The sequence below is a fragment of the Comamonas sp. 14P8.1.4 genome (assembly GCF_057799285.1).
The window spans coordinates 501,728-515,833 of the sequence record NZ_JBYOKN010000002.1; the positions used below are offsets into that span (position 1 = coordinate 501,728).

General features: G+C 60.7%; 10 protein-coding genes. 8 read left to right on the forward strand and 2 right to left on the reverse strand.

What is annotated here, in order from left to right; genetic code table 11:
• Positions 1-8: 8 nt before the first annotated feature.
• The gene (gene leuS / locus AC27VO_RS06955) at positions 9-2,717 is read right to left on the reverse strand and encodes a leucine--tRNA ligase (RefSeq protein ID WP_488665980.1); all 2,709 of its coding nucleotides are present in this window, start codon (positions 2,715-2,717) and stop codon (positions 9-11) included.
• 250 nt (positions 2,718-2,967) lie between these two features.
• On the opposite strand from leuS, the gene AC27VO_RS06960 reads away from it, so the two are divergent.
• Together AC27VO_RS06960 and mnmA are read left to right on the forward strand one after the other, a co-directional pair.
• Entirely contained in the window at positions 2,968-4,209 is a 1,242-nt protein-coding gene (locus tag AC27VO_RS06960; protein ID WP_488666001.1) for a mechanosensitive ion channel family protein, read from the forward strand.
• Between the two features lie 56 nt (positions 4,210-4,265).
• A complete protein-coding gene (mnmA, locus tag AC27VO_RS06965) occupies positions 4,266-5,387 on the forward strand; it encodes a tRNA 2-thiouridine(34) synthase MnmA (protein WP_488665981.1) in 1,122 nt (373 codons plus the stop codon).
• 123 nt (positions 5,388-5,510) lie between these two features.
• On the opposite strand, the gene AC27VO_RS06970 is transcribed toward mnmA, so the two are convergent.
• Complete coding sequence (locus AC27VO_RS06970; RefSeq protein ID WP_488665982.1) at positions 5,511-5,804, reverse strand: hypothetical protein; 294 nt, start codon at positions 5,802-5,804, stop codon at positions 5,511-5,513.
• A gap of 101 nt (positions 5,805-5,905) precedes the next feature.
• On the opposite strand from AC27VO_RS06970, the gene AC27VO_RS06975 reads away from it, so the two are divergent.
• The 6 genes from AC27VO_RS06975 to gshB all read left to right on the forward strand — a co-directional run bounded on the left by AC27VO_RS06975 (position 5,906) and on the right by gshB (position 13,997).
• The gene (locus AC27VO_RS06975; RefSeq protein WP_488665983.1) at positions 5,906-7,186 is read left to right on the forward strand and encodes a glutamate-5-semialdehyde dehydrogenase; all 1,281 of its coding nucleotides are present in this window, start codon (positions 5,906-5,908) and stop codon (positions 7,184-7,186) included.
• A gap of 69 nt (positions 7,187-7,255) precedes the next feature.
• On the forward strand, positions 7,256-8,713 hold the full coding sequence (trkA, locus tag AC27VO_RS06980; RefSeq protein ID WP_488665984.1) for a Trk system potassium transporter TrkA: 1,458 nt from the start codon (positions 7,256-7,258) through the stop codon (positions 8,711-8,713).
• A 15-nt stretch (positions 8,714-8,728) separates the two neighbouring features.
• A complete protein-coding gene (locus tag AC27VO_RS06985) occupies positions 8,729-10,195 on the forward strand; it encodes a TrkH family potassium uptake protein (protein WP_488665985.1) in 1,467 nt (488 codons plus the stop codon).
• A gap of 95 nt (positions 10,196-10,290) precedes the next feature.
• The gene (gshA, locus tag AC27VO_RS06990; RefSeq protein ID WP_488665986.1) at positions 10,291-11,586 is read left to right on the forward strand and encodes a glutamate--cysteine ligase; all 1,296 of its coding nucleotides are present in this window, start codon (positions 10,291-10,293) and stop codon (positions 11,584-11,586) included.
• A gap of 221 nt (positions 11,587-11,807) precedes the next feature.
• On the forward strand, positions 11,808-12,995 hold the full coding sequence (locus AC27VO_RS06995) for a benzoate/H(+) symporter BenE family transporter (protein WP_488665987.1): 1,188 nt from the start codon (positions 11,808-11,810) through the stop codon (positions 12,993-12,995).
• A 42-nt stretch (positions 12,996-13,037) separates the two neighbouring features.
• A complete protein-coding gene (gshB, locus tag AC27VO_RS07000) occupies positions 13,038-13,997 on the forward strand; it encodes a glutathione synthase (RefSeq protein WP_488665988.1) in 960 nt (319 codons plus the stop codon).
• Positions 13,998-14,106 lie beyond the last annotated feature (109 nt).

Sequence of the window (14,106 nt, forward strand, 5' to 3'; positions counted from 1 at the left end):
GGTTGGCGTCAGACGACGATGTTGACCAGACGGCCAGGCACCACGATCACCTTCTTGGGCGTGGCACCCAGAATGAACTTCTGGGCTTCTTCGTTGGCAATGGCTACGGCTTCAATCTGGGCCTTGTCGGCGGTGGCGGGCACCAGGATGGAGCCGCGCAGCTTGCCGTTGACTTGCAGCATCAGCTCCAGCTCATCCTGCACCAGCGCGCCGGCATCCACTTCTGGCCAGGCCGCATCCAGCAGGTCGCCCTGCTTGTTGGCGTAGCCCAGTTCACGCCACAGCGTGTGGGTGAGGTGGGGTGTTGCGGGGTAGAGCACGCGCAGCAGAATGCCGAAGCATTCGATCACGGCGATCTGGCCGTCAGCGGTATCCGTGGCCTTGAAGCCTTCCAGCGCATTGATCATCTTCATGGCGCCCGACACCACGGTGTTGTACTGCATGCGCGAGTAGTCATATTCGACCTGCTTGAGCACGGTGTGGATTTCCAGGCGCAGCGCTTTGGCGTCCTTGCCAAACTGCACTTGCGACAGATCGGTCAGGCCGTGGGTGGTGGCTTCGGCGGCCGCATAGTCCAGACCCAGCAGCTTGTGGCCGAAGTTGTAGACGCGGCGCAGGAAGCGGTAGCTGCCTTCCACGCCGGCGTCGTTCCACTCCAGCGTCAGCTCGGGCGGTGCGGTGAACATGGTGTACAGGCGGGCGGTGTCGGCGCCGTACTTCTCGATCAGCTCTTGCGGATCGATACCGTTGTTCTTGGACTTGGACATGGTGCCCACGCCCTCGTAGTCAATGGCCGTGCCCACGGGCAGCATGCCGTCGGCGCTGTCAACTTCATTCTTGAGCTTGGCACCAATGACCTTGCCGCCTTCGTCCAGCACATGCTCCACGTCCTTGGGCCAGAAGTATTCCTTGGCACCCTTGGCCGTGCGGCGGCTGTAGATGTGGTTCAGCACCATGCCTTGCGTGAGCAGCTTGGTGAAAGGCTCGTCGATCTTGAGCAGGCCCAGATCGCGCATCACCTTGGTCCAGAAGCGCGCGTACAGCAAGTGCAGGATGGCGTGCTCCACGCCACCGATGTACTGGTCCATCGGCATCCAGTAGTCGGCGCCATCGGCCACCATCTTCTCGCTGTTCTTCGCATCGCAATAGCGCATGAAGTACCAGGACGAATCCACGAAGGTGTCCATGGTGTCCGTCTCGCGACGGGCAGGCTTGCCGCAGCAGGGGCAGACCACGCCAGCGTGGAAAGCTTCGCTCTTGATCAGCGGGTTGCCAGAGCCATCGGGCACCAGATCCTGCGGTAGCACCACGGGCAGGTCTTTTTCAGGCACGGGCTGTGCACCGCAGTCTTCGCAGTGGATGATGGGGATAGGCGTGCCCCAGTAGCGCTGGCGGCTCACGCCCCAATCGCGCAGACGCCAGGTGGTCTTGAGCTCGCCCAGACCCTTGTCTGCCACAGCCTTGGCCACGGCCTGCACGCCATCCTTGTAGTTCAGGCCATCCAGGTCACCAGAGTTGATCAGAACGCCGCGTTCCTTGTCGCCATACCAATCGTGCCAGGTCTTGCTGTCGTACTCGCCCTGACCTTCCACAGTCACCACTTGCTTGATCGGCAGGTTGTACTTGTTGGCAAAGGCAAAGTCGCGCTCGTCGTGGGCAGGCACGCCCATCACGGCGCCGTCGCCGTAGCTCATTAGCACGTAGTTACCAATCCACACCTCGACTTGCGCGCCAGTGATGGGGTGGGTCACGAACAAGCCTGTGGGCTTGCCCAGCTTTTCCTGCGTGGCCAGCTCGGCCTCGGTCGTGCCGCCCTTTTTGCATTCTTCAATGAAGGCTGCCAGTTCAGGCTTGGAAGCAGCCGCGTGCTGGGCCAGAGGGTGCTCCGGCGCTACGGCGCAGAAGGTCACGCCCATGATGGTGTCGGCACGCGTGGTGAAGACGTACATCTTGCCGTCTTGGATCAGGTTGCCTGCAGCATCCTTGATGTCATGGGTGAACGCAAAGCGCACACCGGCCGACTTGCCGATCCAGTTTTCCTGCATCAGGCGCACTTTGTCGGGCCAGCCGGTCAAAGTGGCTTTGTCGTTGCCCATCTGCACATGGTCGAGCAGCTCCTGAGCGTAGTTGGTGATGGCCAGGTAGTAACCGGGAATCTCGCGCTTTTCCACCAGCGCGCCAGTGCGCCAGCCGCGGCCATCGATCACCTGCTCATTGGCCAGTACGGTCTGGTCCACCGGGTCCCAGTTCACGGTCTGGGTCTTGCGGTAGGCAATGCCTTTTTCCAGCATTTTCAGGAACAGCCACTGGTTCCACTTGTAGTAGTCGGGGTCGCAGGTGGCGACTTCGCGGCTCCAGTCGATGGCCAGGCCCATGGCCTGCATCTGCTTTTTCATGTACGCGATGTTTTCGTACGTCCACTTGGCAGGCGGCACCTTGTTCTTCAGTGCGGCGTTTTCAGCAGGCAGACCAAACGCATCCCAGCCCATGGGCATGAGGACGTTGTAGCCCTTCATGCGCAGCTGGCGCGTGAGCATGTCGTTGATGGTGTAGTTGCGCACATGGCCCATGTGCAGCTTGCCCGAGGGGTAGGGCAGCATGGAGCAGGCGTAGAACTTCTTTTTGTTGCTGTCTTCTACGACGCGGTAGGCATCGGTGGCGGCCCAGTGGTCGTGCGCGCTGCGCTCGACCTCAATGTGGTTGTATTTGTCTTGCATGGAACTGGTTGGTGGTGCTGCAGTCACAATACTGCTTCGCGTAGATTTTAGGCGCATGGGCGCTGCTTGCGGTCATGGTGGGCTGACAGCCCCGCAGACCTCTACGCCTTGGCGGCCGGGTGGCCGTTTTTTGATGGTGGCGACCCGTAGCATGAATTCTTGTTTTTTTACCAGGCAGCGCAGTGGCGCGGCCGATTAAAGGTTGGTTTCGGTGAGTGTGTCTTCGACCGTTATTTCCATGTATGCCGAGATGGAGCCCTGGGCTCGGGCCACTACAGGCTTGACGCTGCTGGCGTTGATTGCTTTTGTCTCGCGTTTTGCGGCACAGGGCGTGCTGATGCACTTTATCCGGCTGTGGCGCCGCGCCATGCCGGCAATGGGTTGGGCGCAGATTCTGCTGCACGACCATGTGCTGGTGCGCATGGCCAAGGTGGTGCCTTCGGTGGTGGTGCAGCTGGGAATTCACTGGGTTGACCATCTGCCGGGCAATGCCAACAGGGCAATTGCCAACATCGCCACGGCGTTGACCGTCTACCACGTGGTGCGCGTGCTGTCGGCACTGCTCAATGAGATGAATGAGGCGCATGACCGCCACGATGGCCCCAAGGCCACGCAGACCAATTCCATCAAGAGCTATGTGCAGCTGGGCAAGCTGCTGGCCTATATCGTGGGCGCGCTGCTGATTGCGGCCGCCATCATGGACCGCTCGCCGCTGCTGCTGCTGTCGGGTCTGGGGGCCATGTCTGCGGTGCTGATGCTGGTGTTCAAGGACACTATCATGTCGTTTGTGGCTGGGGTGCAGATTGCGTCCAACGACATGATGCGCGTGGGCGACTGGATTGAAATGCCCCAGGTGGGCGCCGATGGCTTTGTGGTGGACATTGCGCTGAACACCGTGAAGGTGCAGAACTTTGACAAAACCATCACCACCATCCCCACCTGGAAGCTGATGAGCGAGAGCTTCAAGAACTGGCGCGGCATGTTTGATGCGGGTGGGCGCCGCATCTTGCGCGCTTTGCACATTGATGCGGCCACGGTGCACCTGCTGACCGCACAGGAGCGTGTGGCGTTGTCGCAGATTGCACTGCTGCAAGGCTACTGGAGCGAGCGTGAGGGCCTGCTGGCGCAGCCCGAATCCGCCGAAAGCGCCATGCCGACCCAGGCCATCGCGCCGGAGATGGTGACCAACCTGGCCGCATTCAAGGCCTATGCCTATGCGTATTTGATAGCGCATCCGCGCATTGCCAAGGGCCCCGGCATGTTTTTGCTGGCGCGAACGCTGGAGCCTTCGCCCACCGGCATTCCCATGCAGCTGTACTGCTATGCCAAGACCACGGTGTGGGTGGAGTACGAGGCCATTCAGGGGGAAATCTTTGACCACCTGATGGGCGTGCTGCCGGTGTTTGGGCTGTCGCTCTACCAGCGCTCGTCGGATTACAGCAACCGCCAGATCGTGCAGGCACTGCGCAGCGATGAGGCGCCGCATGCCTGATCGCTGCCAAAACCCGTGCCCGCACGCGCCAGTGGGCGCACAGCCATAATTTCGCTATGACCAAGCACCGTGTAGTCGTTGGCCTGTCCGGCGGCGTAGATTCAGCAGTGACCGCCTATTTGCTCAAGCAGCAAGGGCATGACGTGGTCGGCATCTTCATGAAGAACTGGGAAGATGACGACGACAGCGAGTTTTGCTCCAGCCGCCAGGATTTTCTGGATGCTGCCAGCGTGGCCGACGTACTGGGCATTGAGATTGAGCACGTCAACTTCGCGGCCGACTACAAAGACCGTGTCTTTGCCGAGTTTCTGCGCGAATACCAGGCGGGCCGCACGCCCAACCCTGATGTGCTGTGCAATGCCGAGATCAAGTTCAAGGCCTTTTTGGACCACGCCATGCGCCTGGGGGCCGAAAAAATTGCCACCGGTCACTATGCGCGCGTGCGCCACAACACCGAAGCCGGCTTGTATGAGCTGCTCAAGGGTGTGGATGCCAGCAAGGACCAAAGTTATTTCCTGCACCGCCTGAATCAGGCCCAACTGTCCAAGGCCCTGTTTCCCGTGGGCGAGTTGTGCAAGACCGAAGTGCGCCGTATTGCCGAAGAAATCGGCCTGCCCAACGCCAAGAAAAAAGATTCCACGGGCATTTGCTTCATTGGCGAGCGCCCGTTCCGCGATTTTTTGAACCGTTACATCAGCAAGGAACCCGGCTGGATCCTGGACGATCGCAACCGCCGTCTGGGCAAGCACGTGGGGCTGAGCTTTTATACCTTGGGCCAGCGCTCGGGTCTGGGCATTGGCGGGGTCAAGGAAAAGGGTGCGGCGCGCGGTGCGGGCGACCATGCACCGTGGTTTGTGGCCGCCAAGGACATGGACAAGAACGTGCTGCGCGTGGTGCAGGGGCACGACCACCCCATGCTGCTGTCGCACCGCCTAGATGCGGACAGTGCCAGCTGGGTGGCCGGCCAGCCGCCGGTAGCCGGCACTTATGGCTCCAAAACCCGCTATCGCCAGCCCGATTCCCCTGCCGTGATTGGCGCGGAGGCGACGGACAGCCACTTCCGCCTGGACTTTCCCGAGGCGCAGTGGGCCGTCACGCCCGGCCAGTCGGCCGTGCTGTATGACGGGGATGTGTGTTTGGGCGGCGGCATTATTGCGGCGGTAGATCCTCAAGACTAGAGGCGGGTGCCAGCAGGCACTTCACTGCAAAACACAGCACAACAAAAAGGCAGCCTTGGCTGCCTTTTTTTATGCGTGAAATTGGTCGCAAGGCCATGTGTAACAAGCGCTGGTAGCTATGGTTTAGGCGTTTTTTTGCAGTTGTGCGTGCGCCTTGCCCAGCCAGCCCCGCAGGTGCTCGTGCAGATCGGTCTGGCTGAACGAGCAGCTCTCTTCGGTGAACAGCGCGCTTGACTCCAGCCGGTCCAGCAGCTGCAGCAGCACCTGCCCGTAACGCTCGGGCAAGCGGGTCAGCAGGGCCTGGGAGGCACGCGCCTGATCGCTCAGCGCGCTGGCAGGGATGCTGCCGTCTTCAAAGCGCTGCAGCGCATCCTGAAAAGCCTGGAGTTGCACCAGTGCATCGGTCTCTGTGGTCATGGGGCCTCCTCGGGGTGTGCGGCACATCGATGCCCGCAGTGTAGAGCCTGGCACTGGGCCCGGTCTGCGCCCTGGGGTCACTTCTCGGCGAGAATGGCGGCATGAACGCGCTGAATATTGCCGAATACATGCAAACCTTGGGTTTGCAAGCAAAAGTGGCCGCAGCCCAAATGGCACGGGCGAATGCAGCTACTAAAAGTAAAGCCCTGCTGGCGCTGGCGCGCCTGCTGCGTGAGAGCGTCGAGGCTTTGCAGGTCGACAACACCAAGGATGTGGAGCGCGCCGTGGCCAACGGTTTGGCAGCGCCCATGGTCGATCGCCTGCGCTTGACGCCCAAGGTGCTGGAGACCTGCGCTCAGGGGTGCGAACAGCTGGCGCATATGCCGGACGTGATTGGCGAAATTCTCGGCATGAAGCAGCAGCCCAGCGGCATTCGCGTAGGACAGATGCGCGTGCCCATCGGCGTGTTCGGCATGATTTTTGAAAGCCGCCCCAATGTGACCATTGAAGCGGCCAGCCTGAGCATCAAGAGCGGCAACGCCTGTATCTTGCGCGGTGGCTCGGAAGCGATCGAGTCCAACAAGGCCCTGGCCAAGCTGGTGGCGCAGGCCATGCAGGAAGCCGCTTTGCCCGTGCACGGCGTGCAGCTGGTGGAAACCACCGACCGCGACGCTGTGGGCCAACTGATTGCCATGCCCGCGTATGTGGATGTGATCATTCCCCGTGGCGGCAAGAGCCTGATCGAGCGCATCAGCCGTGAGGCCAAGGTGCCCGTCATCAAGCACCTGGACGGCAATTGCCACACCTATGTGGACGAGCCCTGCGACATCGCCCTGGCGGTGAAGGTGACGGACAACGCCAAGACCAACAAGTACAGCCCCTGCAACGCCACCGAAAGCCTGCTGGTGGCGCGCGGTGTGGCGCAGGCCTTTTTGCCCGAAATTGGCAAGGTGTTTGCAGCCAAGGGCGTGGAAATGCGCGGCTGCCCCGAATCGCTGGCGATTCTGCAGTCCGTGGACGGCCTGCAGCTGACGCCTGCCACCGAGGCCGACTGGAGCGAGGAATACCTGGCCCCCATCATCAGCGTGAAGGTGGTGGATGGGGTGGATGCAGCGATTGCCCGCATCAACCAGTACTCCAGCGGCCACACCGAAGCCATCTTGACCACCCACCATGTGCACGCACAGAAGTTCCTGCGCGAGGTGGATTCGTCCAGCGTCATGGTCAATGCCAGCACGCGCTTTGCGGATGGCTTTGAATATGGGCTGGGGGCGGAGATCGGCATCAGCACCGACAAGTTCCATGCGCGTGGGCCGGTAGGCATTGAGGGGCTGACGTCGCTCAAATACGTGGTGTTGGGCGAGGGCGATGTCCGCAGCTAAAGGCTAAGACAGACAAGGCGGCTTCGGCGGCCTTTTCTTTTGCATGCGCGACAAGACCAAGGACAGTGCATGAAGATCATTATTTTGGGTGCTGGCCGTGTGGGCTACAGCGTGGCGGAGAGTTTGGTCTCCGAGCGCAACGACATCACCGTGATTGACACCGATGCCGCGCGGCTGGCCGAGTTGCAGGAGCGCTTTGACCTGCGCGGCGTGGTCGGCAATGGCATCGACACCCAGGTGCTGGCCGAGGCCGGCGCGGCCGATACCGACTTGCTGATTGCCTGTGCGGCCCAGGACGAGACCAACCTGGTCTGCTGCAAGATCGGACACATGGCCTTTGGCATTCCCACGCGGGTGGCGCGCGTGCGCTCTTCCGGGTTTGACGTGACCCAGCCTCTGATGGGGCCTGAAGGCTTTGCGGTGGATGCCATCATCTGCCCCGAAGCGTCGTTGACCCGCTATATCCGCAAGCTGATTGAGTACCCAGACTCCCTGCAGGTGCGCGAGTTTGCCGGTGGCCGCGCCTGCTTGTCTTCCGTGCGCGCCCGCCTGGGTGCCCCAGCGGTGGGCATGCGTATTGGGGATTTGCGCCTGCACAACCCAGAGCTGGGGTTGCGCGTGGTGGCCATTTACCGCCGCTTTGCCGATGAGCCGGATCGCTTTGTGCGCTGCGATGGCGTCACCCGGATTGAGCCTGGCGACGAAGTATTTGTGCTGGCCGCCAGCGAACACTTGCAGGAAGTCTTGGATGCCTTTCACCGCCCTAGCGGGCAAAAAGCCAGGGCAGTGCGTCGTATTTTGATAGCAGGTGGCGACCAGGTCAGCCTGCAGCTGGCGCAGGAGCTGGCATCTGAATCCGGGCGCTTCATCATCAAAATCATTGAAAGCGATCCCCAGCGGTGTGAGCAGCTGGCGTCGTCCCTGCCCAGCGAGGTCCTGGTGCTGCAGGGCAATCCGACGGATGAAGACCTGTTCTCTGACGAGTGCGTGGACGAAACCGATCTGTTCTTGGCGCTGACGGAAGACGACGAGAACAACATCATGGCCAGCCTGCTGGCCAAGCGCATGGGGGCCAGCCGCGTGCTGGCGCTGATCAACCGGCGCAGCTACGCCGATTTGATGCACGGCACGCAGATCGACATTGCCCTGTCGCCCGCGCAGGCCATGCTGGGGGAGTTTTTGGCCCATGTGCGCAAGGGCGATGTGCAGGCTGTACACAGCCTGCGCCGCGGGGTGGCGGAGGCGCTGGAGATCGTGGCGCGCGGCGACCGCAAAAGCTCCAAGGTGGTGGGCCGCAAGGTGGAAGACCTGAAGTTGCCGCCCGAGGTGCACATTGGCCTGATCATTCGCGGGCTGCCGGATACGGAAGACATTCGTGCGCAGGCCAATGGTGCCGAGCCCGAGGTCATCATTCCGCGCAGCCACACGGTGATCGAGAGCAATGACCACGTGGTGTTCTTCTTGCCCAACAAGCGCTTGGTGCAGGACGTGGAGCGTCTGTTCCGCGTCAGCGCGACCTTCTTCTAAGGACGGGAGTAGCGCATGCGCGATCTGTTTCCTGTCTTACGCGTGCTGGGCGTCTTGCTGGTGTTCTTCGCCTTTGGCATGACGGTGCCGCTGGCCGCCTCCTGGTTTTTGCAAGACGGCATGTGGCAGGCCTGGCCGACGGCCATGCTGGTGACTGTGGTGGCGGGGCTGTTGCTGTGGTTTGGCATGCGCCACCACAAGCAGGAGCTGCAGCCGCGCCACGGGGTAATTTTGGTGACGCTGGTATGGGTGTGCCTGCCGCTGAGTGCGGCCCTGCCCATGATGCTGGTCTACCACCAGATGGGTCAGGACTTGCCGTTCACCTATGCGTACTTTGAAGCCGTCTCGGGCCTGACCACGGCAGGATCTTCGGTGCTCAATCATTTGGATACGCTGCCCATCTCGCTCAATATCTGGCGCACTTTCCTGCAGTGGCTGGGGGGCATGGGAATTTTGATTCTGGCTGTGGCCATCATGCCGCTGTTGGGGGTGGGGGGCAGCCAGCTGTTCCGCGCCGAGGCGGCGGGCCCGGTGAAAGATACCAAGCTGACGCCGCGCATCACCGGCACGGCCAAGGGGCTGTGGGGGGTGTATGCCGTGTTCTCGGTGAGCTGCTTTGGCGCCTTCTGGCTGGGCGGTATGACACCGCTCGATGCCTTGATGCACATGTTCACAACGGTCAGCCTGGGTGGGCTGTCATCGCACGATGCCAGTTTTGCCTACTTCCAGTCACCGTGGCTGGAGGGCATTGCCTTTGTCTTCATGGTGGCTGCCAGCTGCAACTTTGCCCTGTACTTTGTCGCCATGCGCAAAGGCCACTGGCGGGGTTTTTGGCAGGATCCGGAAATGCGCGCCACGGTGGGGGTGCTGTTGATAGGTGGCTTGCTGGTGGCGCTGCTGCTGTGGGCCAAGGGCATCTATGGCCCGCTGGATGCTTTGCGCTACGGCATGTTCAACACCGTCTCCGTGGCGACCACGACGGGCTTTGTCACCACCGATTATTTGACCTGGCCGGTGTTTGCACCGGTTTTCATGCTGATTCTGTCGGGCATGGCCACCAGCGCCGGCTCGACGGGCGGCGGCATCAAGATGATGCGGGTGCTGATTTTGTTCAGTCAGGCGCGGCGTGAACTGACGCGGCTTGTGCACCCACGTGCGGTACAACCCGTTGTACTGGGCGGGCGTGTTGTGGATAACCGCATGATTTTTGCGGTTATGGCCTTTATGCTCGTGTATGGCGGCACGATCGTGCTGCTGAGCATGGTGCTGCTGCTGACGGATCTGGACCCGCTGACCGCGTTTTCTGCGGTGGTGGCCAGTGTGCATTGCGTGGGGCCTGGCCTGGGAATGGTGGGGCCGGCCTCGACCTATGCGACGCTGACAGAGTTCCAGATCTGGGTGTGCACGTTGGGCATGTTGCTGGGACGGCTGGAGATTCTGAGCTTTCTGGCACTGCTGACACCCGCATTTTGGAGAAGGTGAGTGAGCGCATGCGTATGATTCGGAAAATAAGGGTTAATACTTAATTTCGTGGCAATTCCCTACAATTACATAACCACCGTCGTTTGAGGACATACATGGTTCCCCATCTCATTACAGCTTTAACCGGCCCCATCAACGAGCTAGAACAGCGCATCATTGACTCCATGCCCGCGATTGAACGTTGGTTTCGCTTGGAGTGGATGGAGCACACGCCGCCGTTCTACAGCTCGGTTGATATTCGCAATTCGGGCTTTAAGCTGGCGCCAGTGGACACCAACTTGTTCCCCGGCAACTGGAACAATCTGACCGATCAGATGCTGCCCCTGGCCGTGCAAGCCACCATGGCGGCCATCGAAAAAATTTGCCCCGAGGCGCGCAACCTCCTGATCATTCCGGAGAACCACAACCGCAACCCCTCGTACCTGAGCAATCTGGCCCAGCTGCAACGCATCTTCAAGATGGCGGGGCTGAACACGCGCCTGGGCTCGATCAGCCCGGACATCAAAAAGCCGACCGAGCTGAAGCTGCCCAATGGCGAAACCGTGCTGCTGGAGCCGGTGCTGCGCACCAAGCGCCGCCTGGGCCTCAAGCACTTCGACCCTTGCACCATCTTGCTCAACAACGACCTGTCTGCCGGCGCGCCGGGCATTCTGGAAGAGTTGTACGAGCAATACCTGCTGCCCCCGCTGCACGCAGGCTGGAGCGTGCGCCGCAAGAGCCGCCACTTCCAGAGCTATGAAGAAGTGGCCAAGCGCTTTGGCAAGTTGCTGGGCATTGACCACTGGTTGATCAACCCCTTGTTTGCCAAGGTGGAGCAGCTGGACTTCAACGAAGGCAAGGGCATGGACGAGCTGGCGACGCAGGTGGATGCGTTGCTGACCAAGGTGCGCCGCAAGTACAAGGAATACGGCATCAAGGAAAAGCCCTTTGTCATTGTCAAAGCTGACAACGGCACCTATGGCATGGGCGTGATGACGGTGCGCGACGCGAAAGACTTGGAAGAGCTGACCAAGAAGGCGCGCAACAAGATGGGCATCATCAAAGATGGCCTGCCTGTGCAGGACTTCATCTTGCAAGAAGGTGTGCAGACTTCCGAGCGCATGCACGATGCGGTGGCCGAGCCCGTGGTGTACACGCTGGACCGTTACGTGGTTGGCGGCTTCTACCGCATGCACCCCGAGCGCGGCATTGACGAAAACCTCAACGCCCCAGGCTCCAGCTACGTGCCCCTGGCGTTTGCGCACAGCAACCACATGCCCCAACCCGGTATGAACCCCGGTGCCAGCGCGCCCAACCGCTTCTATATGTATGGCGTGATTGCACGCTTGGCCATGCTGGCTGCCAGCTATGAGTTGGAGGCCACCAACCCTGAGGCCGAGGTTTACGACTAAAAGCGGTTCCTTTGGCAGGTGGTTCTGCAAAAATAGGAGCTGCTAGCGCTCGTATTCTTTAGCTTTTAGGTTGAAAATCTTCTGAAGTCATTGCCAATCAAGCGCTCACTGCTCCTGTTTATTGAAAGCGCGTGGTGCAAACCGCGCGCTTTTTTCATGGGCGTGTGCGGGCTGCAAGTAAGGGTGGCGGGCGGCGCTGCGTCTGCGCACAATGTGCAGCTATGCAATTTTTCAAAGACTTCAGCCTGTCTGCCTTGAGCGCTGGCTTTGTGGCGGTGCTGGTGGGCATCACCAGCTCGGTGGCGCTGGTCTTTCAGGCGGCGCAGGCGTTTGGTGCCACGCCCGCACAGATCAGCTCATGGATGTGGGCGCTGGGCTGGGGCATTGGGCTGTGCTGCGCGGTGCCGTCGCTGCTGTTGCGCAAGCCCGTCATGGTGGCCTGGTCCACGCCGGGCGCTGCGGTCTTGGCGGCTGCGGGCTTGAGCGGAGGCTTCTCGATGGCCGAGGCGGTGGGTGCATTCATGCTCAGTGCCGCGCTGATCACCGTGTTTGGCTTTAGCGGCTGGTTTGAGAAGTTGATGGACCGCATTCCCGCCTCGATTGCGGCCGCTTTGCTGGCCGGGGTGCTGGCGCGTTTCGGGTTGCAGGTGTTTGAATCGGTCCAAACGGCGCTACCCCTGGTGCTGAGCATGCTGCTGACCTACTTGCTGGCACGCCGCCTGCTGCCACGCTATGCCGTCATGTGCACGCTGCTGGCGGGCATTGCCTGTGCTGCGTTCCAGGGGCAGATGCAGTGGTCGCAGGTGCAGTGGTCTTTCGCCATGCCGGCGTGGACGGCTCCGGTGTTTTCCTGGCAAGCCTGCATCAGCTTGGCGTTGCCCTTGTTTGTGGTGACCATGGCCTCGCAGAACTTGCCCGGCGTGGCTGTGATCCGCGCCAGCGGCTATGTGCTGCCCGTGTCCAAACTGGTGGGGGGCACGGGGTTGATGACTCTGCTGCTGGCACCCTTTGGTGCTTTTGGCTTGAATCTGGCGGCCATCACTGCTGCCATCTGCATGGGGCCTGAAGCCCATGCGGACAAAGACAAGCGTTACACCGCTGCCGTATGGTGCGGTGTGTTCTATATAGGTGTGGGCATTTTCGGTGCCATGGTGGCGGGTGTGCTGGCTGCATTCCCGAAAGAGCTGGTCATGGCCATTGCAGGTTTGGCCTTGCTGGGCAGCATTGGCGGTGGTTTGCTGGTGGCCATGCAACAAGAAAGCAGCCGAGAGCCCGCGCTCATCACCTTCTTGGTCACTTTGAGTGGCGTGGTGATTGCAGGTGTTGGCTCGGCCTTTTGGGGTGTGCTGGCCGGCAGTTTGGCCTTGTTTGTGCAACAGTACAAACCTTGGCGTACAACACAGCGCTGAACACTTTGTCTTTTATTGAACGGGGCTCGCCCCCTGCTTGCCATGCAATTTCTTTTCGTTGCCGATCCGCTGGAATCTTTCAACACCAAAAAAGACACCACCTTCGTCATGATGCGCGAAGCGCAAAAACGTGGTCACACCATCTTTGCTGCCGAGTCCAAGGACATGAGCTGGCAAGTGGGTGGCCAGGTGGTGGCGCAGGTGCGCCAGATTCGCCTGACCGGGGATCTCACGGTTTGGTTTGAAGAGGTGGCGGTGGTGCAGCAGCACCTGGCGGTGTTTGATGCCGTGCTGATGCGCAAGGATCCGCCCTTTGACAGCGAGTTCTTCTACGCCACCCACATGCTCAGCCAGGCCGAGCGTGAAGGTGCCAAAGTGTTCAACAAACCGGCGGCACTGCGTGATCACCCGGAAAAGATGGCGGTGATGGAGTTTCCAGAGGTGCTCGGCCCCACGCTGATCACGCGCAACCCCCAAGACATCCGTGCCTTCCATGCGCAGCACCAGGACATCATCCTCAAGCCACTGGATGGCATGGGTGGCATGGGCATCTTCCGGGTGGGTGCTGATGGTATGAACCTGGGCTCCATTATCGAAACCTTGAACCAGCAAGGCGCTACCAGCGTCATGGTGCAAAAGTTCCTGCCTGCTATTGCACAAGGAGACAAGCGCATTCTCATCATCGGTGGCAAGCCGGTGCCCTTCTGCTTGGCCCGCATCCCGCAGGGCAACGAGGTGCGGGGCAACCTGGCCGCCGGTGGCAAAGGGGTGGCGCAGCCCTTGACGGAATCGGATCGTGCCATTGCTGAAAAGCTGGGACCTATCTTGGTGGAGCGTGGCCTGCTGCTAGTGGGCTTGGATGTGATTGGCGACAAGGTCACCGAGATCAATGTCACCAGCCCCACGTGCTTCCAGGAGATCCAGCAGCAAACTGGTTGTGATGTTCCCTCCTTGTTCGTGGATGCCTTGGAACACGCTGTCCGTCAGGGCAAAGTTTCGTAGCGCCAAGCAGCCGCCGCAGGCGGCTGCCGGGAATTCAAGGGATTTTCCTGAAGTGCTACAAAAATAGGTATATACTTGCGGCTTCGCTGAACACGACGTGCTTCACGAA